At 70.9% G+C, this 21,580-nt stretch carries 22 protein-coding genes and 1 pseudogene; 5 read left to right on the forward strand and 18 right to left on the reverse strand.

The genetic code is table 11. The features are described 5' to 3' along the window. Positions 1-113: 113 nt before the first annotated feature. From ACIP93_RS34565 to ACIP93_RS34595, 7 genes are all read right to left on the reverse strand, one after another. Positions 114-479: a class I SAM-dependent methyltransferase gene (locus tag ACIP93_RS34565; RefSeq protein WP_401765710.1), complete on the reverse strand. Its 366-nt coding sequence runs from the start codon at positions 477-479 to the stop codon at positions 114-116. After that, entirely contained in the window at positions 476-1,759 is a 1,284-nt protein-coding gene (locus ACIP93_RS34570) for an MFS transporter (RefSeq protein ID WP_401765712.1), read from the reverse strand. The genes ACIP93_RS34565 and ACIP93_RS34570 overlap by 4 nt, the downstream gene beginning before the upstream one ends. Then, positions 1,756-2,232 carry an NUDIX domain-containing protein gene (locus ACIP93_RS34575; protein WP_401765715.1) on the reverse strand — a complete coding sequence of 159 codons (477 nt, stop codon included), beginning with the start codon at positions 2,230-2,232 and terminating at the stop codon, positions 1,756-1,758. Before ACIP93_RS34575 ends, ACIP93_RS34570 begins: the two co-directional genes overlap by 4 nt. Then, positions 2,229-3,113 (reverse strand): phosphotransferase, encoded by an 885-nt coding sequence (locus ACIP93_RS34580; RefSeq protein WP_401765718.1) that lies wholly within the window; start codon positions 3,111-3,113, stop codon positions 2,229-2,231. Before ACIP93_RS34580 ends, ACIP93_RS34575 begins: the two co-directional genes overlap by 4 nt. Positions 3,114-3,259: 146 nt before the next feature. Beyond that, the gene (locus tag ACIP93_RS34585; protein WP_401765721.1) at positions 3,260-5,149 is read right to left on the reverse strand and encodes an ATP-binding cassette domain-containing protein; all 1,890 of its coding nucleotides are present in this window, start codon (positions 5,147-5,149) and stop codon (positions 3,260-3,262) included. Positions 5,150-5,601: 452 nt separating this feature from the next. Next, complete coding sequence (locus ACIP93_RS34590; protein ID WP_401765724.1) at positions 5,602-6,774, reverse strand: methyltransferase domain-containing protein; 1,173 nt, start codon at positions 6,772-6,774, stop codon at positions 5,602-5,604. A 15-nt stretch (positions 6,775-6,789) separates the two neighbouring features. Continuing rightward, positions 6,790-7,686 carry a radical SAM protein gene (locus ACIP93_RS34595; RefSeq protein ID WP_401765727.1) on the reverse strand — a complete coding sequence of 299 codons (897 nt, stop codon included), beginning with the start codon at positions 7,684-7,686 and terminating at the stop codon, positions 6,790-6,792. Between the two features lie 221 nt (positions 7,687-7,907). Here ACIP93_RS34595 and ACIP93_RS34600 point away from each other — a divergent pair, with 221 nt between their 5' ends. Then, on the forward strand, positions 7,908-8,285 hold the full coding sequence (locus ACIP93_RS34600; RefSeq protein WP_401765729.1) for an HIT domain-containing protein: 378 nt from the start codon (positions 7,908-7,910) through the stop codon (positions 8,283-8,285). A 7-nt stretch (positions 8,286-8,292) separates the two neighbouring features. On the opposite strand, the gene ACIP93_RS34605 is transcribed toward ACIP93_RS34600, so the two are convergent. The 11 genes and pseudogenes from ACIP93_RS34605 to ACIP93_RS34655 form a co-directional block, all read right to left on the reverse strand. Then, positions 8,293-9,375: a UDP-N-acetylglucosamine--N-acetylmuramyl-(pentapeptide) pyrophosphoryl-undecaprenol N-acetylglucosamine transferase gene (locus tag ACIP93_RS34605; RefSeq protein WP_401765732.1), complete on the reverse strand. Its 1,083-nt coding sequence runs from the start codon at positions 9,373-9,375 to the stop codon at positions 8,293-8,295. An 85-nt stretch (positions 9,376-9,460) separates the two neighbouring features. Next, positions 9,461-9,531, reverse strand: a pseudogene (locus tag ACIP93_RS34610). A gap of 199 nt (positions 9,532-9,730) precedes the next feature. Next, positions 9,731-11,395, reverse strand: a complete 1,665-nt coding sequence (locus ACIP93_RS34615; RefSeq protein WP_401765735.1) for a proline--tRNA ligase — start codon at positions 11,393-11,395, stop codon at positions 9,731-9,733. After that, a complete protein-coding gene (locus tag ACIP93_RS34620; RefSeq protein ID WP_401765738.1) occupies positions 11,392-12,507 on the reverse strand; it encodes a glycosyltransferase in 1,116 nt (371 codons plus the stop codon). Before ACIP93_RS34620 ends, ACIP93_RS34615 begins: the two co-directional genes overlap by 4 nt. Then, positions 12,504-13,235: a WbqC family protein gene (locus ACIP93_RS34625; RefSeq protein ID WP_401765740.1), complete on the reverse strand. Its 732-nt coding sequence runs from the start codon at positions 13,233-13,235 to the stop codon at positions 12,504-12,506. The genes ACIP93_RS34620 and ACIP93_RS34625 overlap by 4 nt, the downstream gene beginning before the upstream one ends. Further along, positions 13,232-13,960 (reverse strand): PIG-L deacetylase family protein, encoded by a 729-nt coding sequence (locus ACIP93_RS34630; protein ID WP_401765742.1) that lies wholly within the window; start codon positions 13,958-13,960, stop codon positions 13,232-13,234. The genes ACIP93_RS34625 and ACIP93_RS34630 overlap by 4 nt, the downstream gene beginning before the upstream one ends. After that, complete coding sequence (gene dcd / locus ACIP93_RS34635; RefSeq protein ID WP_401765744.1) at positions 13,957-14,484, reverse strand: dCTP deaminase; 528 nt, start codon at positions 14,482-14,484, stop codon at positions 13,957-13,959. The genes ACIP93_RS34630 and dcd overlap by 4 nt, the downstream gene beginning before the upstream one ends. Then, complete coding sequence (locus ACIP93_RS34640) at positions 14,481-15,041, reverse strand: dCTP deaminase domain-containing protein (RefSeq protein WP_401765747.1); 561 nt, start codon at positions 15,039-15,041, stop codon at positions 14,481-14,483. The genes dcd and ACIP93_RS34640 overlap by 4 nt, the downstream gene beginning before the upstream one ends. After that, a complete protein-coding gene (locus ACIP93_RS34645) occupies positions 15,038-15,850 on the reverse strand; it encodes a TauD/TfdA family dioxygenase (protein ID WP_401765749.1) in 813 nt (270 codons plus the stop codon). The genes ACIP93_RS34640 and ACIP93_RS34645 overlap by 4 nt, the downstream gene beginning before the upstream one ends. Continuing rightward, positions 15,847-17,022, reverse strand: coding sequence for a metallophosphoesterase (locus ACIP93_RS34650; protein WP_401765752.1), 1,176 nt, complete (start codon positions 17,020-17,022; stop codon positions 15,847-15,849). Before ACIP93_RS34650 ends, ACIP93_RS34645 begins: the two co-directional genes overlap by 4 nt. Then, complete coding sequence (locus ACIP93_RS34655; RefSeq protein WP_401765755.1) at positions 17,010-17,615, reverse strand: rRNA adenine N-6-methyltransferase family protein; 606 nt, start codon at positions 17,613-17,615, stop codon at positions 17,010-17,012. Before ACIP93_RS34655 ends, ACIP93_RS34650 begins: the two co-directional genes overlap by 13 nt. A 426-nt stretch (positions 17,616-18,041) precedes the next feature. Here ACIP93_RS34655 and ACIP93_RS34660 point away from each other — a divergent pair, with 426 nt between their 5' ends. From ACIP93_RS34660 to ACIP93_RS34675, 4 genes are all read left to right on the forward strand, one after another. Beyond that, the gene (locus tag ACIP93_RS34660; protein WP_401765758.1) at positions 18,042-18,770 is read left to right on the forward strand and encodes an SDR family oxidoreductase; all 729 of its coding nucleotides are present in this window, start codon (positions 18,042-18,044) and stop codon (positions 18,768-18,770) included. Between the two features lie 193 nt (positions 18,771-18,963). Then, positions 18,964-20,052 (forward strand): polyprenyl synthetase family protein, encoded by a 1,089-nt coding sequence (locus ACIP93_RS34665; protein ID WP_401765761.1) that lies wholly within the window; start codon positions 18,964-18,966, stop codon positions 20,050-20,052. After that, positions 20,049-20,738, forward strand: a complete 690-nt coding sequence (gene uppS / locus ACIP93_RS34670; protein ID WP_401765764.1) for a polyprenyl diphosphate synthase — start codon at positions 20,049-20,051, stop codon at positions 20,736-20,738. The genes ACIP93_RS34665 and uppS overlap by 4 nt, the downstream gene beginning before the upstream one ends. Beyond that, entirely contained in the window at positions 20,735-21,580 is an 846-nt protein-coding gene (locus tag ACIP93_RS34675) for a hypothetical protein (protein WP_401765766.1), read from the forward strand. The genes uppS and ACIP93_RS34675 overlap by 4 nt, the downstream gene beginning before the upstream one ends.

Here is a 21,580-nt window from a genome sequence, read left to right on the forward strand (position 1 = left end):
TGCAAGGGGTCGGTGGCGGGGCGGCGTCCGGCAATCTCGGCGACGACCCAGAAGGTCCCGCCCGGGGCGAGGAGGCGGCGGACGCGGTCGAGGAAGGCCGCCTTGCCGTCGATTCACCGGTAGACGAGGCGGCAGGTGATGACCGCAAACGCCGGCTCCGGCAGGGTGCCGAGGTCGTCGGTGGTGAAGTCCATGCACTGCCAGACCGGCACGCGGCCGTGCCCGAACTCCTGGGTGGCGGCGAGCGCGATGGCGCTGGGGGAACAGTCGATGCCGGTCGTGCGGAAGCCGAGTTGGGCGAGGCGCCGGGTGAGCGTGCCGTCGCCGCAGCCGATGTCGAGGGCCGGGCGGTCGCGCCCGGCGCCGAGATGCTTCTCGAGCAGCCGGTTCTCGGTGTCGTCGGGCTGCCGGTAGCGGCGGCCCTGGGACCAGAGCGGTTCCCAGTAGGTCGCGGCCGCGGTGGACACGGTGGTGGTCATGAAGGGGCTCCTTCGCGGGCGGGTGGCACGGCCGTACGGGCGGGGATCGTCCGAAGGGCGCGGATGGGGGAGGCCAGCAGCAGGACGATGGGTACGACCTGGAGGAGCGCGCCGATGGCGAGGGTGGCCCGAACGTCGAGGAGGAGGACCAAGCCGCCAGCGGTGGCGGCGGCGAGCGGGCGGGCACCGGCAGTGAGCGTGGTGCTCGCGGACTGCATCCGGCCCTGGAAGTCGGGGTCGCACAAGGCTTGGCGCAGGGACCGCTGGCTGGTCCCCGACGCCGTCGCCCAGAACAGCTGCACCGCCAGCGTGGCGGCCAGGACGATCTGCCACCGCAGGCTGGGCCCGGCGCACAGCAGGGGCATCTGGGCGAGGGGGCTGACCGCGAAGCCCACGATGATCGTGGGCCCGATGCCGATCCGGGCGGCGATCCTCGGCGCGAGCAGCGCACCGGCCACACCGCCGGCGCCCCCGACGCCCATGATCACCCCGAACACGGGCGGTGAAGCTCCGAGCCGGTCCAGGAGGTAGTACGCCCAGTAGGTGTTCATGACCGCCAGGCCAAAGGAGAGGGTCGAGAGGGCGGCGATCACGGTGCGGATCGTGGGCTGCCGGGCCACGTAGCGCACGCCGTCGGCGATGTCCCGTGCCAGACTCGTACGGGTGCGCGGCGCGGTGGCGGCCTCGGGGATGCGCATGCGCGAGATGAGGACTGCGGAGACGACGAAGGACAGGGCGTCGGCAAGGACGGAGCGGGCGGGACCGACGGCGCCGACTAGGACGGCACCGGCGTTCGTGCCGGCACTGTCGGCTACCGAGGACGCGGCGCCGAGCTTCGCGTTGGCGTCGTGGAGCTGGTCCGGATCGACGAGGGCCGGCAGGAGGCTGATCGCAGCGGCGTCGCGCAGCACCTTGGCCGCACCGAGCACGACCGCGACCGCGCACAGCTGCCAGATGGTGAGCGCGCCGACGAGGGCGGCGGCCGGGATGGTCACCAGCGCGCCGGCCGCCGCCAGGTCCGAGGCGATCATCTGGGGTCGTTTGGGGTGCCGGTCGGACAGGGCCCCGGCCCACAGCGTGACCGCGCTCGGAAGCTGTCCAAGGAACGCGAGCGCGGCGACCTCGGTGGTGGATGCGCGCAGCTCCACCACGGCCAGCGCGGGCAGGGCGACGGTGCTCACCGCCGACCCGGACAGGGTCACGGCTTCGCTGCTGAGCAGGAATCGGAAGGCGGGTCTCGACCACGCGGTGGCCTTCGTGGCCCGGGCGGCGACCGTCATTGTGACTCACCCCCGTCGGTCAGCTCCGGGGCGGCGACGTTGGCGTACCGGACTCCGGCAGCGAAGTGGCGCAGGACCTCGTGGGTGAAGGGGTGGCAGTCGGCGGGTGGGCTGGCGGGATTGGCCCAGACCAGCTCGCTGTGGGTGCCCGGCTCCCGGTTGTATGGCTCGCCCTCCCACTCCCGGGCCAGGAACACCACGCCGGTGACCCGTTCCCCGTCCGCGGCGTGCAGGTGGACGAGCTGACAGAACTCGAGCCGGGCCGGGGTGATGAGGATGCCGGTCTCCTCGGCGAGTTCGCGTGCGGCGCCCTCGTCGAAGAACTCGCCGGCTTCGAGCCGGCCGCCGACGAGGGTGAGCAGCCCGGGGGAGTGCCACGACCGCGGCTGGTGCCGGACAGTGAGAACCCGGCCGCCGGCTGGACGTTGAAGCAGGACCATGACGTGCGTGATGCTGCGGTGGACGTCGCTCACGGTCGGTCCTCCTTCATGAGCCGGTCCAGGGTTCGCCGGCCTCGGGCGGTGACCTCGGGATGGTCGTTGTCCGGGCCCCAGGCCAGGCAGTTGACCGCGTCTAGCGCGGTCAGGCAGCGCAGCGCGTGTTGTTCGGCGCCGGTGAGCTCTCGCCCGTACGCCTGGAGGAATGCCTGCTCGCGGTCGGGGTGGTCGAGCCACTCGGTGACGGCGAGGATGACGAGGTCCTGCACGCGGGCGGCCGGGCGGGTGCGCTCGAAGTCGACGAGCGCGAGCCTCTGCGTAGACCACAGCCAGTTCCTCGGCTGGTTGTCGCCGTGGATGTAGCCAAGCGGCACCGGTCCGACGCGGCGGAGCTGGGCCGCGTAGTCGCGGACCAGTTGCTGCTCGTCCCCGGTGAGCCGGTCCCCGGCGCGGCCCAGGTACTTCTCCGCACCGTCGGCCGCGGCCACCAACGACGCCGCGGCTTCCGTCCGGTCGTGGGCGTCGAGTGCACCGGCGTCGTGGAGGCGGGCGCACAGCATGCCGGCCTGCGCATGCACGGCCCGCCACGCGGCGGCGGTCAGGCTCAGGCCTGGGGCTGGAGTCCCGGGGGCCACGGTGAGCAGCAAGGCCAGGTCGTCGGCGCTGCTGTCGAGGAGATGGGGCGCCCGGTTGTGCCCGAGCGCGGGAACGACGCTCCGGTAGGCCCTGGTCTCACGGGTGAAGAACTTCACCGAGGGCGAGACCTTCACGTACCAGCGGGCCCCGCCCTCGCCGGTCAGCTCCCACACCCGAGAGCGGTGCCAGTCGTGCGAGGCGTCGCGTACGGCGACGACCGGCCCGGTTCGCTGCTCGGCCCAACGTTGCGCGGCGGTGGGTAGGGGTTTCGTCTTCCTCACGCCGTGCACCTCGCGCTCGGGCGCGAAGCGTACGAGGAGTGGGCGAAGGCGGCGGCAACGGCGAGGGATGGTGGCACGGGTCCTCCTTGGCGGGGGCCCGCCTCGTCTCGCCCCGCCGGCGCGGGGTGGGACGAGGGCGAGGCGGATCAGCGGTCCTGCGACAGTTCCAGGAGTTCGGCGAAGGTCCCGCCGGCGTGGACAAGGTCGTCGTACCGGCCCTGTTCGGTGATCCGGCCGTCCTCCATCACGATGATGTGGTCGGCGATCTTGGTGTTCTCCAGACGGTGCGTGACCACGATCGTGATGCGGTCCGCGGCGATGTCCTTGATCTGCTCGAACATCTGGTGCTCGCCACGCGGGTCCATCTGGGAGGTGGGCTCGTCCAGGATCAGCAGCCCCGGGCGCCGGTACAGGGCCCTCGAACACGCCACGCGCTGCCACAGTCCGCCGGAGAGCTCCGAGCCTCCGAAGACGTCCCGGGCCAGAAGAGTGTCCAGACCCGCGGGGAGATCCTCCACGGCCTCGCGCAGACCGACCGCGTCGACGGCCTCCCACACGGGGGCGTCGTCGTGGGTGCGGGGCTGGCCGAGGGTGACGTTCTCCCGGACCCGCAGGGGCCACTGTGCGAAGATCTGCGGCACCAGGCCGGTGTCCGCCCACACCGTGGCGGGGTCCACCTCAGCCAGGTCAGTGCCGTTCCAGGTGACCTTGCCTTTGTCGGGCAGGTAGATCCCGGTCAGCAGCCGGGTGAGCGTGGACTTCCCCGAGCCGTTCGCGCCGACGATCGCGAGGATCTGGCCGCGCTGCAGCGTAAGGGAGACGCCGTCCACGGCGGGCTTCTCCTTGCCGGGGTACTGGTAGACGACCTCGTCGAGCCGGATCTCCTCCGTCGGCGCAGTGTGCACGTGGGAACCGCGCTTGGGGGCGCGGGCGGCGGCGTCGTCGAGAAATGCCTGCATGTCGCTGAGGTACAGGCTGGTGTGGAAGACCGCGGCGCCGTTGATGACCACCTGGGACAGTGCGGAAAGCGTGGTCTGCACGGCGATGACCGCCGTCGCCGCGACCGCGAGTTCGATTCGCCCGGACACCGCCAGCCAGGCCAGCGCGCCCCAGGTCGCGACGAGGAAGACGCCGCCGGCCAGTGCAGAGAACAGGGAGATCCGCAGGGTACGCGGGGCTGCGGCTAGGGTGCGGCGGTCGCACCGGTCGGACAGGGCTCGGTACCAGTAGACGAGGTAGTCGGTCATCGAGTTGGCGCGGACCTCGTCGCCGTACTTCGACTCAGTCGCCCACCAGCGCATCATGCCGCGCACGTTGCGGTCGGCGATGTTGGCGTAGTGGATCTCGTAGTCGACCCGGGCGGTCAACACGGCACCGACACCGGCCGGCAGCACCGCGAGCAGGAGCGGCGGCAGCATCCACGGGTTGAGCACCGACAGAACCCCGCCCGCGGTGACCATCCGGATCAGCGCGGACAGGAACCGCTGGGCGTCAGTGACCATGACGTGTGTGCGGATCACCCCCATCTCGGCAGCCTCGTGCCGGTCCGAGAAGCCGTCCTCGGCGTATGCGGAGGCCTCGACCCGGCACACCGCCTCGACCAGGGCGGTGTCCGTCTCCGTGGTCAACCGCGGAGTGATCCGCCGCTCGGCGTACGTGGCGGCCGCCCCCGCCACGCGTGCCAGTGCGGCGCCGAGCGCCACTACGACCAGAGCCGGCAGTGCGCCGCGCAACCGCTCGGCAGCAGTGCCGTCCCCCAGGACTGGTTCCATGGCGCGAGCGGTGGCGGCCAGCAATACGGCGCCCGCTACGCCGGCGATTACCTGGCAGCCGAGGAGAAGCTGCACGGCCCGCCGGTCGGTTCGCCATGACAGACGTCCGATTCGGCCCAGGACGGCAGGGATCTGCGCGCACATGCGCCGGAAGGAGACCTCGGCGAGCGGGTTAACGGAGTACTGCCCGCTGTACGTGATCTCTGCCGGCGGGGGCGGAGGAGGCGCTGAGTTCTGCTGCTCGTTCGTTGCGGCCGAGGTCAACGTGGTCCCCCTAGACGGTCGTCCGGCGTGGTCGTGAGGCTCAACGACCACGCCGGGCATATCGAACTGGTGTATTTGAGTCGCTTCGGATTTCCCGACATAGAGCGGGTGCGAGCGCATGGAGAATGCATGCATCCAGCCCCCGCAACAGGTCTGTGCAGTAGAGCGGTTGGCCGAATCGCCGACGGTGGCATCCTCTGGGACAGATCGCTGTTGCGCGGCACCCGACAGCAGTGCGGCCGTGGGGCGTCGAGGTGACGCGCCACAGCCAGCGACGTACTACTGCTGAAGCGGGATGAGCTGCCGGAGCCAGGTGTCGCCCGTCGTCGAGGTGAGCAAGCCACCGAGGGCGAAGGCCACGGCAGCGGACAGGCCTTCGCGGACGGGGGTGACCGCTCGCCTAGACGGAGTACGGCATGGCGGTCGCCAGGCTCGAACCGGCTGGCAAGCTCTCACCCGACCGTGGCCGTCCATCCCTTCCGCGAGAGGGTGACCATCCCGTTGGCGGTGATGGTCACCGCAGCGCCCCGGACGGGGAGCTCTCCGTCTACGACGAGCCAGGTGCGAATGCGGTCCAGCTCGTCCCACAGGCGGGTCGGGCCACCCTGGTGCACGGTCGGCAGCTCGTGGCGCGTTGACGCCGTCGCCCGGGCCCAGGAGCCGTCCTGGTGCAGCATGTACACGGTGCGGCTGCCGTTGTCCGCCGTGTGCTGACGGTGCTCGATGCCGGGCAGCAGGAGTTCGAGGGTGGACCGCAGGTCCCAGGTGTCCGGCACGTACGTCAGTGGGTAGCGGCCCGTGCTGGTCTCGCCTTCGGCGTGCCGGGCGTGCTGCCATCCGGGCGCGTCGTCCGTGAGGATGGCGTCGTAGTCCTCGCCGTGGCGTGCACTCATGAAGCCGGCCGACTCGGGCGCGACGTACCCGGTCGCTCCGCCGTCGCTGTTCTTGTCCGCGACGATGATCAGTCCGGTCCGGGCGAGGGTGGTCACCAGCCGTCCGCCGGGGGCGAGTGCCTCCAGCCACGGGGCGGGTACGGCGGGCACCGACACAGTGGAGATGATCCGGTCGTAGCTGCCGTCGGGAAGCGCCTTGGTCAGGTCGCAGACCTCAAGCCGCGGGTGGTGGCCGACGTCGGCGAGGCGCTGTCGGGCTGCCGAGACGAGGTAGGGGTCGACGTCGACGCTTGTGATCTGGTCGTCGCCGAGCCGGGCGCAGGCCAGGGCGGTTCCGTAGCCGCTTCCGGTGGTCACCAGCACGCGGGAGGTGTCGGTGATGCATCCGGAGCGGTACATCAGCAGCACCAGTGAGGGCAGCGTGGAAGACGACGTTTGGTACCTGTCGGACCTGCGGACAAGGGACTGGCCCGGGTCGGCGTGGTCGGCGTGATGGTGGCCGACCCGGGTGACGAGCGTGCTGTCGCTGTAGGCAGTCCGCAGCCACTGCTCGGGGTCAGCGGCACCGTCCCGCAGCACCCAGACAGGCTTGCCGTCGTGCGCGGTGTCCCGGGCCCACCAGCGCTGTACGAACCGGTGGCGCTGCGTGGTGGCAACCGGTGCGTACCACCGGGACTCCGGTCGGACGGCAGTGCTGGCGGCGAGCCGGCGTGCTGCTGATTCCCAGTCCATCGAGGTTCTCCCCGTTCAGTCCGCGGTGGTCGGAGTGAGGCCGGAGGCGGGGTCGCAGGTGCCGCCGCCCTTGCAGCTGTCGTCGTTGGGCCCGCAGTCGGGGCCGCAGGGGTCGTGCCGGCTGGCAGGAATGCTCGCGGCGACCTGCCGCCAGGACGAGGAGGCGAACACCCCCTGCAGCGTATTGCCCTGGACGTGGCCTGCGGGCAGGAATCGGCCCAGGACGCACGGGGTGACCGTCCCGTCCGACAGGACCGCGGCGATGCCGTTGGCGCACCGGCCGCACAGCGCGGAGGTGGACGGCAGGGCCGTGCCCTTGGCGGCGTTGCCGACGGCGCGGACACGGTCGGTGTGGATGTCCGTGATGCCGAGGCTCTGGAGGTCCGCGCGGGCCTCGGCGACGCGCTGTCCCTCCAGGACGTCGACGATCCCGACCCGGACGTGGATGCCGCGGCGGTGCGCCTCGGCGATGTTCGCTCGGGTGGCGGCGTGGGATCCGGTGCGGCCGGTGACCCGGTCGTGGCCGTCATCTGTGTCCGCGTAGTAGGAGGTGGCGAGGCTGACGCCGGGCCGCGTGAAGTGCTTCCAGTGCGCGGCGCGCACGTGGTAGAGGTTCGAGTAGACGAGCACCTCGAGCCCGCTCGACAGGGCGTGTTCGACGAGCTCGGCGAAGTCGGGGTGCAGCGTGGGCTCGCCGCCGATCAGCTGGATCCGCTCCGTGCCGAGGGCTGCGGCTTCGCTGATGATCCGCTTCCACTCGTCGGTGGTCATGGATCCGTGCCCCTGCGTCGGGCCGGCCTCGGCGTAGCAGTGCGATCGGCAGGTCAACTGGCAGCGCCGGGTGATCTCCAGTTCGAGGAGCCCAGGCGCGGTCGGCGGCTTCGCCACCGTGGGTTCGAGCGTGACGGTCATGAACGTGGTCCCTTCTCGACGGTCCAGGATCGGTTCGTGCCTCCCGTGCGGGAGAGTTCCGCGGAGCGCTGCGCATGCTCGACGAACACCCGTTCGTAGAGCCGGTGTTGAGCTGATTCGGCTGTCGGTTGGCTGATCGCTACGCTGGCGTCGGCGCCTGCCTGGCGAACACGCGCGGCGGGCGCTCGTCCGACATTCCTGCCCAACGAAGGTGCGCACCTGTGACCAGTACCGAGACCGTCTCCGACTTCTACTGCCACCAGGCGCTCACCGGCGCGGTCCCCATCGAGAAGGTGGCGGAGACTGATCGGGTGCTGGCCTTCCACCACACCAACCCGTCGTACCCAGTGCACATCGTGGTGATCCCCAAGGAGCACGTCCCCTCGCTCACCGACCTCGGGAACTCTGACGAGAGCCTTCTGCACGAGGTTGTCGCGGTGGTGCGGGAGGTGGCCGCCGGAGTGGAGAAGGAGTACGGATCGTGCTCGGTGAACACGAACCTGGGGCTGTACCAGGAGTCCAAGCACATGCACTGGCACCTCACCTACCGGGGTGAGAGCGAGGCGGAGATCCGCAACATGTACGGCAACCACGACTGACCTCCCGCTACCTGTGTCGGCCGGCCGCCCGCAGGACGAGGTCGGCGACGCGTTCGGCCGCGGCTTCCGGGCGCGGCCGGGCGCCCTGTCCGCCGCGGGGGGCAGCGGACAGGGCGGCGCAGGCATGGACGAGGGCGCCGGGGTCGTCAGTCAGCTGCTCGTCGGCGACGACGCGGCAGCGCTGCGGGTGCTGGGCGGCGTAGGCGCGCGCGTTGTCGAGCTGGTCCCCGCGGCTGACGGAGGCGGGCAGCGGTACCAGGACGGCGGGCAGCTCCAGGGCGGCGAGTTCGGCGAGGGTGGTGGCCCCGGCCCGGCCGATGACGAGGTTGGCCAGGGCCAGGGCGTGCGGCATGTCGTCGTGGAGGTACTCCAGCTGCCAGTACCCGGCCCGCCCGGTGAGCTGAGGTTCGAGGTTGCCCGTGCCGACGACATGCAGGACGCTGTACCGCTCGCACAGGACGTCGAGTTGGGCGCGGATGGCGGTGTTGATGCGCTGCGATCCGCTGCTTCCGCAGAAGATCAGCAGCACCGGCTTGTCGGCGGGGACGCCGAGGCGCTCGCGCAGCGCTTCGGGCTTGGCGTCGGCAAGGTCCGCGCGCAGCGGCAGCCCGGTCACCTGAGTCTTGTTGCGCATCCAGCGGGGCGTGGGGCCGGAAGCCGGGACGCTCAGGCAGATGGTGGTGGCTACGCGCCCCAGAATCTTGTTCGCCAGGCCAAGGGAGTGGTCGCTCTCGTGGATGACGACGGGGACGCGGGCGAGGGCGGCGCCGATGCCGACAGGCACGGAGACGTACGAGCCCTTGGAGAACAGGGCGTCGGGCCGTTCGCGCCGCAGCGCCGTGAAGGCGGCGAGGATGCCCCGGGCGACGGTGAAGGGCATCAGCAGGTTGCCGGCGGAGCGGTGGCGGCGCAGCCCGGCCGAGGGGACGTGGCGGAAGGGGATTCCGGCGCGCTGGGCGTAGTCGTGCTCGATCGTGTTCTCGCGTCCGAGGTAGACCAGTTCAGCACCACGGTCGCGGAGCTGGCCTGCGACAGCGAGGGCCGGAACGACGTGGCCGGCGCTGGCGCCGCCCGTGATGGCAATTTTCATCTGCACCATTCTGTGATCGTGGCGGTCCCGGCGACGCGTCGAATTCGGTAATGCTTTGACGCATTGTGTTCGGTTTCTCGTTGAGTCGGGTCGGCTGGATTCGAACCAGCTCCTCGGTCACGCTTTGACCGTGCTCCGCCCTTGAGCTACGACCCGTTCGCTTCGGCGATGTTCCTCAAGCTAGAGGCCCCTGGATAGGTCGTCAACCGGGTCGAGAGATTCCAGCCAGAGCTTTTCCGGGCTGATCATCTGGATTTCTTGTGCGGATTTCCATATTTCGGCAGCGCTAATAGCGTCGCCTGTTTTCGCGGACTGCGGCGACGCTATTCGCTGTCTTCTGTGGGTGGATGTGCTGCTATCGGGCGGAGGTGATCTGGTGGATCTGGCTGGATTCGGCGGTGGTGGTGCGGCCGGTCCAGCGGTCGAGGAGTTCGAGCTCGTCCGCCGGGCGGTGGGGGGAGAGGACGACGGTGTGGGGGAGACCGAGGAGGCGGGCGTAGCGCAGCTTGTCTCCGGTCGGCAGCGGCCGGTCGTCGACGAGGACGCTCAGGCCCTGGGTGTGCAGCTGCTGGGTGAGCTTGTCGCCTCGTTCGCGCATCTCGGGCTGGTCGGCGCGCAGGACGGTGAGGTGGATGTCGGCGGGCCCGGTGCCGGGCTTCCATCGCAGGCCGTGGTGGTCACGGTGGAGTTCGGCGGAGGTCTGCAGGCAGCGGGTGATGCCGATTCCGGAGCAGGCCATCCACGGCGTGGCCGGCTGGCCGCTGGCGTCGGTGAAGGTGAGGTTCATGGGCTGGGAGTACTGGGTGCCCAGCTCGAAGACGTGGGCGACTTCGACGGCCTTGGTCTCGCGGTAGCGGCCTTCGCGGCAGCGGGCGCAGCGGCTGCGGTCGGTGGCGTGATGGAGGTCGTCGCCGTGCGGGGACAGGTCGGGCAGGCCGGATGTTCCACTCCACTGGACGTTCGTGCGCAGTCCGTCGCGACCGTCGGAGATCGAGAACCGCTCGAGGTCGGCTGCGGATTGGTCGTAGAGCGGCAGGACGGTGTCCGCGGTGGCGGCGTCCCACGGGGTGAGCGTGCCGGCCTTCTTGCCGAGGAGCGGGGGGAGGGCGTCCTCGTCGAGGAGGCGGACGTGGACGGCTCCGGTGGCGGCGGCGACCTTACGGAGGCTGACCTGGAGGTCGGCGCGGATGGAGACGGTTGCCGCGCGGCTCGTGCCGTCGGGGAGGGTGAGCGCGAGGGCGATGACGTTGACGATGGGATCCCGGGGGGACGGCGGGGGTTGGGAGGCGATGACGGCGCCGTCGCCCCGGTTGCCGCAGTGGTCGCAGACGACGATCGTGCTCTGACCGGTGTCGGACAGCACCAGGTGCTCGGTGCTGGGGCCGGAGGAGATGCTGCCGCCGTCGGCGGATGCCTGGAAGACGCCGCTCAGACCCATGCCCGTCAGGGCGGCGGTGACGGAGGCGTTGAGGAATCCGACCGATTCGAGCATCCCTTCTCGGGAGGCGTCGAAGGTGTAGGCGTCGGCCATCACGAACTCGCGTCCGCGCATCAGCCCGCCCCGCGGGGCGATCTCGTCGCGGAACTTCCTCGTGCTGAGCGAGAGACGGACCGGCAGGTCACGGAAGGACTGCAGATGCTCGCGGATGACGGAGGTCGCGATCTCCTCCGAGGTGGGCGCGAGGCACATCTCCTCCCCTCCGGCGGAGGTGACGGTCAGCAGGGCGCCTTCCGCGCGGTAGGCGTCCCACCGGCCGGTCTCCTGCCACAGCTCCCGGCTCTGCAGCGTCGGCGCGGAGAAGGTGAGGGCGCCGCGCTCCTCGAACGCGCGCCGGGCGATGGCCGTCAGGCGATCGTGCACGCGCAGGCCCAGCGGCAGGAGGGTGTGCACCCCTGTGGCTCCGGTGCGGGCGACCAGGCCCAGGTCGCGCAGCAGATCGATGGTGGTGGCGGTCGCTTCACCGGTCCGGGGGCGTACCGGCGGCCACAGTCGGCTCGCGTACAGCGGCGTCTCGGTCACCGAAGACCCTCCAGAACGGACCGTGACATCGCGGCCAGACCATCGGCTGTGCCCGCGATGTCGTGTCGGCGCGCGTTGGCGATCGCGTCGGTGCGCAGGGTCTGCCGCCGAGCCGGGTCGGCGGCCAGGTCGTCGATCAGGGCCGCCAGCGCGGCGGCGTCACCGGGCGGGTAGCTCAGTGCGCCGGGGCCGAGGATGTCCTTCAGGCCCGGGAGGTCTCCGTACAGGACGGGCACACCGTGGGCCTGGGCCTCGACGGCGACCAGTCCGTACGCCTCCAACTGGCGGGTGGTGAACAGCTTGAGGTCGAAGTCCGGGAGGCGGGACCACAGCTCGTCTCGCGGGAGGAACGCCTCGAACCGCACATGGTCGCCAAGGTCGAGTTCGGCGGCCCGATGCTGGAGGGCCGCGAGTTCGCTGCCGCTTCCGATGACGGTGAGCTGGTGCGGTTCTGCGGTCAGGGCGAGGGCTTCGATCGCGGTCCGGGTGGACTTGTTGGCGTCCAGGCGGCCGGCGTGCACCAGCCGCAGTCGCCGGCCCCCACCGGGGCGTGCGAGGGGGGCTTCGGGCAGCGGGATGCCCCACGGCACCACGTTCACGCGTCCGGTGTAGCGGCCGTCGGTGAGCCGGTCGACCTCCGCGGCCATCGCCAGGGTGGGGACAACGATGCGTTGGCTGGCGGCGGCGATCTCCCGAAGGGCGCTGAGCGCCTGGTCGTTTTCGGCGGCGGCGATGACGTCGGTGCCGTGGGCTACCGAGATGATCGGGATCCGCCGGCGTTCGTCCCCGGCCGCCCGGGCGAAGGCGAGGGACAGGCCGAAGCCCAGGTGCTGGGCGTGGATGAGATCGGGGCGGTGTGCGTCGAGGAGGTCGGCGACCTCCTCCGTCAGGCGGGTGGTGTAGGCCTCGAAGGCGGGGCCGTAGGGCTGCTTCGTGGCGCCGAGCAGGACGGTGTCGGTGAAGCCGTGCTTCCAGGTGCCGCTGCCGGGAAGGCCCACGAAGACCGTGCGGAAGCCGTCGAGGCGGGAGTAGACGTCGCTGCACCAGATGGTGGAGCCGCAGAACGGCTCCAGGGGCAGGTCGATGCCGGTGAGGATCAGAGGGCGGGTCACGCGGCGGCTCCCTTCTGGGCGTGGGGGAGGTAGGTGTCGAGGGAGGTGCGGAGCAGGGCGGCGGTGCCGGCCCAGCCCAGGGCGCAGACGGCGTCGATCACGGACATCCGGGGGAGGAAGCCCTGCCGCGGCCACGCCTGGCGGTAGAGAGGGTGCCGGTCGGAGAACTCGTTCCAGATCACCTCGACGCCGTGGGCGTCGAGGGCGGTGGTGTCGAGGTACTGCCGGGTGCCGGAGCCCGCCCAGAGCACTGTCTCCCGGGCGTGGGAGCAGATGGCCGCCAGCCGCTCGGTCCTGTCCTCGCAGTCGATCTTCATCTCGGAGGTGAGCATGATCCGGGCCTTGGCGCCGAGGGCCGTGGCGATCTGGTTGATGAGGTCGATGTTGAGGTCGACCAGCCACGCGTGGCCGGCGCCCAGGACGGGGCGCAGGACGTGCAGGGCCTCGTCGACGTAGGGGCTGCGGGCGTAGGCCAGGCGGATCTGGCGGAGCAGTACATCCGGGTCGAAGGCGGGCGCGATGCGGATGTCGCGGATGAGCGGGCCCGCCGAGCGGGTCACGGGCACGGTGATCAGCTGAGGGCCGCCGGCGGTCTTGATCGTGTTGCGGTTCTGGTAGCCGCCGTCGGTGTACTGGACGGAGTCGTACAGGGCGACGGTGTCGCAGCCGATGAGGGCCTCGCAGAAACCGAGCCACGGAGCGAACGGCGGTTGCTCGATGTAGATCACGAGCGGGGCTCCTTTCCTGCGGGGGTGAAGGTGAGGGTGAGCACGCTCGTCTCGAAGGTCTCGAAGACCCGGCCGTCGGTCGCCGCGGTGGGCCGCAGCCGCCAAGCGGCCTGCGCGGCCTGGTGCCGGGTGTACTCCTCGCCCAGGTACCAGCGGCCGGCCTGGCTCTGGTGGGCCTTGAGGGCGAGGACCTTGTCGTCGAGGAAGGAGGTGATGTCGACCAGCACGGTGGGGGTGAAGCCGGAGCGGGGAGCGTGGGGTTCGCCGTGCAGCACGGTGTGGCAGGACGGGACGCGGGTGGCCGCGTTCGCGGCGGCCGTGCCGACGGCGAGGTGGTCCTGGTGATCGTTGGCCGCCCGCAGGCTGTGCGTGATGAGTACCGTGCACCGCCGGGCGGCGAGTTCGCGTTCCACGGCGGAGATCAGGTCTCGGTCCGGCGCCAGGGCGCCGTCGGGCAGGCCGAGGAACACGGTGTCGACGCCGGTCCCGGCCCAGGCCGCACGGACTTCGGCGGCCCGGTCGTCCTCATCGAGCCGGCGGCCGGCGTCTGCGTCGGCCACGGAGACGCCGTTGGCCCCATGGGTGACGACCACGACGGTGGCCGCCGCGCCGGCGAGCCGGGCCTGGCGCAGGGTTCCGTAGCAGAGCAGCTCTGCGTCGTCCGGGTGGGCGATCACAGCGACGACGTGCTCGCTGGGCCCGGCCAGCCGCTGGGCGGCGGTCACCGGTCCGCCTCGAAGTCCCGGTGGATCTGCGACGGGCGGGGACCGTCGGAGCCCTGGTACTTGCCGTCGTACAGCGTGATCTCGCCCTCGGGGGTCCAGAAGGTCACCTGGCCGATCAGCATCCCGGGGTAGACGCGGACGGGCTGGACGGCGTGCAGCTGGAGGGTGAGCTGTCCGTACGAGCCGATGTCGATCAGGTCGGCCGTGACGTGCACGAACAGGCCGAGCCGGGCGACGGACGACTTCGCGCGGATGATCGGGGCGTAGTGGTCGCTGCCGATCCGCTCGACGGTGGATCCCAGGTAGATGCGGTCCGGCAGGAGAACCATGCCGTCGTCCGGCAAGGGGTGCTCCTCGAACGGGTTCTCCCGCGCGCAGTCGAGGACGTCGTCGGTGTACCAGCCGATCCGCTCGCTGAGGTGGAAGTCGTAGGAGTTCGGCTGGAGCAGGGTGGGGTCGAAGGGGTCGATGCGGATGCCGCCGTCGTTGACGCGCTTTCCGATCTGCGGGCCGGTGAGGATCACGCGGCCACCTCCTGCCCGGTCAGCGCCGCGTGCGCGACCGCACCGGGCAAGGAGTTCGGGGCCCAAGGCGCCGGGTCGCTGATCCGGCCGTAGTGCCCCTGGTAGGGCATCCGGTCACCGGTGGGGCGCCAGAAGGACACCTGCCCGATTCGCATGCCGGGGTAGACCCTGAGGGGCTGGACGACGGTGATCTCCAGGGTCCAGCAGTGCTCGGCACCGAGCTGCCCGAGGTCGGCGGAGATCTGCAGGAAGCAGCCGAGCCGGCCGACCGAGGAGCGCCCGATCAGGCTGGACACTCGCTCGTTGCTGCCGATGCGCTCCACGGTGTTCCCGAGGTAGACCACCCCGGGCCGCAGGACGTAGCCCTCCGGCGGGAGGACGAGGGTGGTCGTCTCGGGCTCGCGGCGGGGGTCGGCCGGGGAGCTGGTGAGCGCCTTCAGGGTGTGGCCGAGGCGGTAGTTGTAGCTGTTGGGGTTCAGCAGCTCGGGGTCGAAGGGGTCGATGGTGATATCGCCGGCCTCGACGGCCTCGCGGATGGCGGTCTTGGTGAGGATCACAGGGCACCCCCGAGCGGCGCGGCGCCGACGTACGTCTGCTTCAGCAGCCGCCGCACGTCCGCGGACAGGTCCCCCTGGCCCTCACCGAGCGGCATCCGGCCGTGGGCGTAGCGGTGCTGGTCGAAGACGAGCAGCTGCCCGGGCTGCAGGCGGCACGTCGTGCGCGCCGCGTACACGGCGTCGACGAACCGACCGAACGCGGTGGCCACCGGTACGGGGTCGTCGTCCTCGGTGAGTTCGCCGCGCTCCAGGTGCGGCTGCATCTTGGCGGTGAACCGGACCGGCGTCGTGCCGTCGAGCCGGTCGGGCAGCACGGCGAAGGTCTTCAGGCTCTCGCCGACGCCGTGGACGTCCCGGTCGGCGAAGTACGAGAAGACGGAGCGGCCCAGAAGCCGGCGGTCGTCCTCGCCCAGGGCGTCGGCGGCCTGCCACAGGTCGGCCAGTGCGGAGGCTCCTCCTCCACGGGGGTCCTGCCGCACGCAGTACAGCGCGATGTAGCGGGGGAGGCCGTCGCGGTCGACGAGGTCGACGTGGAGGCGGTTCTCCCCGACGCCGTGCGTACGGCCGGGGTCGGCGTCCTCGCGGACGGACAGGTCGCTCCAGCAGCCGTCGCCGGGGTAGACGGTCAGGATGGGGCCGAGGCTGGAGAGCAGGCTGAGGCTGAGCTCGAGGTTCCGCTCGTGCTCGGCGCCGGCGAAGGTGACCAGGGCGCGGCCGGCGCCGGGGCCGGTGAGGGCCTCGGCGAAGTGGCGCGGGGCGGACGGGCCGTGAGTCAGGTCGCGGCCGTCCAAGGTCAGCAGGTTGGTCATCGGGACTCCTGAGCGAGGTCGATGAGGAGGTCGTGCAGGGAGCACGGCGGGTCGAGGGGGCGGAAGGCCACGGCAAGGCGCCCGGCCAGGTAGCGGGTCGTGGCGATGCTGTGCGGGCCGGCGGGCGTCGTAGCGGACGCGGTGACGTCCTCGCCCAGTTCTCGGGCTCGGAGGATCAGGTCCTCGACCTGGTGGCCGGCGTCGAGGATGACCAGTTCGCTGTCGAACGGTGCGCAGCGGAAGAGATCTCGTCGGGTCACGGTGCCCGGCAGTCCGCCGCGCAGGGTGTACGTGTTGAGCAGGAAACTGCCGGTGCCGGCTGCGGCGAGGCCCCGGCCGACGAGCCTGCGGGCCACGCTGTCCCGGTCGGGCAGGGGTTCGTGCAGGGCAGCGAGCCGTTCCGCGCCCCAGGCGGAGAAGCCGGCGAGGTCCTCGTCCAGACGGTCGTCGAAGTCCCGCGCGCCGTCTGCGTTCAGGTGCTGGCTGATGCTCTCCAACCCGTTCCCGCCGATCCGCAGGCGAAGCAGCCCCTTGCCGGAGGCGGGCGGCTTCGCCACGTGACGCGATCCGTCTGCCCAGTGCGACCACGGGGAGTGGCAGTGGGCGGCGATCACCGTGTCGAGCGGCCAGCCGGCTTCCTGGTCGGCGACGTCGTCGAGGAAGCCGCTGTGGCTCACTCCGATGACGATCTCGGCACCCTCGCGGCGCAGCGCTTCCGCTTCGGCGGCGATCAGGTCCGCAGTGGGAGGGCGGAAGTCGAAGCCATCACGCTCCTCCTTCGGGATCGCCTCGAAGGCCTGTGCACCGAGATAGCCCACGATCCCCACCACGCGGGTGCTGCCCCGGAGCGTCAACCCGCTGACCCACCTGCCCCGAAAGGCGGCGGGCGGGCGCAGGTTGGCGCACACGACCGGCGGGAAGCCGAGCGGATCGGTCAGGCGCATCAGATCGGCCAGGTCGTGGTTGCCGGGCACGACGACGTCGTACAGCTCCGCCAGGAGCCGCTGCTCGACCCTTCCTTCGGAGAAGGCGTAGAACGCGCTGCCGGAGAAGAAGTCGCCCGCGTCGATCACCAGGGCGCCGTCCGCCTTCGCGCGGCGGACAGCGCCCAGTGTGGCCCGGCCGTCGGGGAGGGCGGAGTGGAAGCAGCCGGTGGCGATCAGCTCCTGCACGGCAGGACCTTCTCGATGGTCACCACACGCAGGACCGTCGAGGCCTCCGGCCAGAAGTCGGACCGGGAGATCCCGTCCACTTCCTCGACCTCCAGCTGATGGCCGGTCTCGGACGCCAGGCGGTCGGCGGCGGCGCACGGCAGGACCACGAGACCGCGGGTCACGGCGGGGAAGCTGAGCACGTGCTTGGTCAGGGCCACCGACAGCTCCGGGTCGAAGGGCATGATCGACACCAGAACGCCGCGCTCGCCGACGCCGTGCTCCAGGTCGACGTGGCGGACGTCCCCGATGGTGAGCCGGGCCCTGCTGCCGAACTCGGCCAGTTGGCCCGTCAGCTGCTGCCGGAGACGTTCGTCCTTCTCGATGGCCCAGAGGCGGTAGCCGGCCAGCGCGATCGTCCTGGACAGCGTGCCCAGCCCCGCGCCCACCTCGATCACGTGAGCATCGGCGGGGATGTCTATGGCGCCCAGGAGGCGGCGGGCGGCTTCCGACGAGCGGAGGAAGTGCTGACCCAGTTCCGTGCGCGTCAGGAAGCCGCGCGCGGCGATCTCGTCGGCCTCCACGACCGGCGGGAGGGTCGATGTCTGCTGCATCTGCGGAGTCCCTTCAGGATGCTCCAGGCGGCGCCGACGTAGGTACCGCAAGGGGCGAAAGAAGCCCTCAACCGCCAGCACGGAGAGAGCGTGGCGGGAACCGGGGTGCGGGACAGTCGATCCGAGGCGGCCGTTGCGCCGCTAGGTCCTCACGCGTTGCGGTATCCGCGCAACGGCCGTGCGCTGTCGCGACGAGGGTCTGCTGACAGCCGTCTCGCCGACAGAAGTCGACTGGAACCCCGAGAAGTTGGGCTCTCTCGGGACCGGCCTCGCGTTCGTTGCCTGCTCCGAGGTGGCTGCTCGGGCACCTCGTACGGCGTCGTGACCTCGACGGTGTTGCGCCTGTACCGCAACACCGCCCGGTGCAGACGGAGGGTGTGGCCAGACCGTAGGGTGCGGCTCTGCGCGTCGGAGAAGGGGGAGTAGGTGAGCCGTCTGGCGGGCGTATCCGTCCTGATCACCGGGGCCACGAGCGGGATCGGCCGCGCGGCGGCACTTGAGCTTTCCGCGCTCGGGGCCCAAGTCGCCTTGATGGCCAGGAGCAGGGCAGCGCTGCGGGCCACCGGCCTTGCCGTGGCCGAGCGAGGGGGCATCGCCATCGAGATCGTCGGAGACGTCACCGACCCGGCCTCCGCTCGCGACGCGGTCGAGCACGCTGCCGCCGAGTTCGGCAGCCTGGACATCCTGGTGAACTCGGCCGGCACCGCTGCCCTGGGCCCGTTCGCCGACGGGGCCGCCTATCAGTGGCAGGCCATGGTCGAGACGAACCTCCTCGGCTCCCTCTACACCGCTGGAGCGGCCGTCGAACACCTCAAAGCAGCCGCTGCCGGGCCGCGCCGAACCGCAGACCTGATCACGATCGGGTCCGTCGCGAGGCACGCGGCCAAGGCGGGAACGGCGGTGTACGCAGCCACGAAGAGCGCCGTCGCCTCCTGGAGCGAGGGCCTGCGACAGGAACTGGAACCGCACGGAGTGAGGGTGGCCGTCATCGAGCCCGGTCTCGTCGACACCGCGCTGACCGCCGGCCTGCTGCGCGGGGACCGTGCGGCGCTCACCGCGCAGGATGTCGCCGACGCCATCTCCTACATGGTCACCCGGCCCCCGCACCTTGCCGTCACCCAGGCAGTTCTCCGGCCGATGGGCAAGCGCCGCTGAACCCTCCGGGGGCACCCTCGGCTGTTGCGCGACAACCGCGACACCGCCACCTCTACCGGCGCAACACCCGGCCGGGATGCACTGGCCGTGGCCGCAGGGCGCATATGCCTGCACGGCCACATTCCGTCCTGATCAGCGGTTCCACCGAGTACGGAATCGCCGGCTGGTGTGCACAGAAGGGCTCTTCCCGCACATGAACGCCACTGTGGTCACCCACGAGATGGGGCGCCGCATCTCCGGTCACCGCGACCGGTTCCAGGCTCTGTTCGAGGCCTACTTCCGCTCGCTGCGCAGTCGTTGGGATGCGCCGCAGCTCAGCCGTTTCGCTCCCGAGGCCTTGGACCGCGTCGAGGAACTGGCGCTACGCGGAGGCAAACGGCAGCGCGTCGCCTTCGTGCACGAGGCGATGAACCTGGTGCCCGGCACGGGTCGTCAGGATGCGGTCGACACGGCCGCGCTGAGCATCGAGCTGCTCCAGGCCCACCTCCTCATCCACGACGACATCATCGACGACGCCCCCACGCGCCGCGGCGGCCCGTCCACCTACTACGCCTACCGCGACGCGATCCCGGACCGGCCCCAGCACGCTCTCGGGCTCGCCATGCTCGCGGGCGACCTCGCCCTGACGCTGTCCCTTCAGGTGATCGCCGACGCCGCCCTTCCCGCGTGGATGGCCCAGTCCATGACGCAACTGCAGCTCGAGGCGGCCACCTCCACGTTCCTCGGTCAGATCTTCGACCTTGAGCGCGACTTCCTCGGCGTTCCGGACGAGGACCTGCTGCATTCCGTCTGCGACTACAAGGCCGCCCGATCCTCCGCGCTCGCCCCGCTCCAGCTCGGTCTGCTCGCAGCGGAGCAGGATCCCCGCGAGCACGACGAGAGCCTTCGCCGCTACGCCTGGGCCTTCGGCGTCTCGGGGCAGATGCGGGACGACTACCTGAGCCTGTTCGGCGACGAGATGGTCACCGGGAAGCCGGCCACCGCTGATGTCCGCGACGGCCGGGTCACCTACCCGATCCGCATGGTGCTGCTGGCCGCCTCGCCCAGCGAACGGAAGGTGCTGGAGTCGGTCCTGGGCCGGCCGAATGCCTCGGAGACGGATGTGGACAACGTTCGGCAGATCATCCGCGACCACCGCGTCGACCGGGCGCTGCTGACCGCCATGCGCCGCTACGCCGACCTCGCCGGCCGGGAAGCGGCCACCTGGGCCGGCTGGGGCGAGGCCGAATCCGTGGCGTTTTTCCGGGACGTCCCCGTCTGGGGCATCGAGCGTCTGCTGTGAGTACCGTCCCGAGCCACGTCGGCATCGTCCTCGACGGCAACCGGCGATGGGCGCGGCGGCACAGGCTGTCGCCCTCCGACGGTCACCGGATCGGCTTCGGCAAGATTCCGCAACTCCTGTCCTGGTGCGAGGAGGCGGGCATCTCCTTCGTGACCCTGTGGATGCTCTCCACCGACAACCTGCGCCGCGACAGGGAGGAGGTGGACGCCCTGATGGAGATCATCACGGCCGCGGCGCTCCAGCTGGCGTGGTCGCAGCGGTGGCGCATCCATCATCTGGGTGACGCCGAGCTCCTTCCTCCGCATGTCGCGGCCGCCGTGCGACACGCTGAGACGACCACTGCCGAGGTGTCGAACAGGCTGACCGTGAACCTGGCCATCGCCTACGGAGGCCGCAGCGAGATCACCGGCGGCATCCGCCGCCTGCTCGCAGACTGGGCCGGCGAGGGGATCTCGCCGGGTGAGGCGGCCAAACGGATCACGCCAGAAGACCTCCACCAGCTCATCAGCCGCGGCCAGCCGGACCCCGAGCTCCTCATACGGACCTCCGGTGAACAACGAGGCAGCGGATTCCTGCTCTGGACCGCCGCCAACGCGCGGCTGTGGTTCACCCGCACCCACTGGCCGGACTTCAGCCGGGACGACCTGGCCCGGGCCCTGGCCGAACACCGGAAGGCATACCTATGACCCCTGGATCCGCCATCTCGTTCCTGGGCGTGGACGGCTCGGGCAAGTCCACCATCGCCCGGGCCCTGCGCGAGGAACTGGCAGCGGCCGGCACGAAGGTGCGCATCCTGTCGCGACGCGACTACCTGCGTGACCAGCCCCAAGGGCACGTCGCCGACGTCAACCGGGCGCTCTACGACGCGGGGCTGCGCTCGCTGTACTCCTTCGCCCTCACCGACGAGGGACAGGCGCTCGGAGAGCTGCTCCCCGGCCCGTCGGGAGACCTCCGCGACAGCGCGTTGGAGCAGAAGCTGAACGCGGCCCGCATCAGCGCCAACGACCCGCAGGCCATCACCGCCGCCGCCCTGAGCGAGATCGCCGGCAGCCTCGTCTACTACACCAGCGTCGTCCGGCCCGAGCTGGACCGCGGCACCGCGGTGATCGAGGAGACCCACCCGCTGAAGATGGTCACCAAGCTGTGCCTGATCGCCTCCCAGATCGCGTCCGACGAACGCCACGGGCGCGCAGCCGTCACCGCGCTCCGGTCGGCCACCATGGTCCTGGCCCCCGACCCCTTCCGGGACGTGCCGGTTCTCGTGCGGTGCGACCCGCAGCGGGCGTACGACCGGCTCATCACCGCGCGCGGCGGCCTGGGCGTGCTGGAGCACCATGGGCTAGCCGGCCGCGGCACCGGCCGGGAGGCGTACATGGACCTGATGGTCCGGGTCCAGGAAGCCTTCGAGGACGTGGCGCAGAGCTGGCGGTGCGTCGTGGTCGACAGCGACGACGAGGACCAGGACCGCTCAGTGAAGCGCGCGATCGAGACGATCCTCGCCGATCCGCGCACCGCGCATCTGGCCTGA

The sequence above is a fragment of the Streptomyces sp. NPDC088745 genome, assembly GCF_044751045.1.
Taxonomy (GTDB): domain Bacteria; phylum Actinomycetota; class Actinomycetes; order Streptomycetales; family Streptomycetaceae; genus Streptomyces; species Streptomyces cremeus.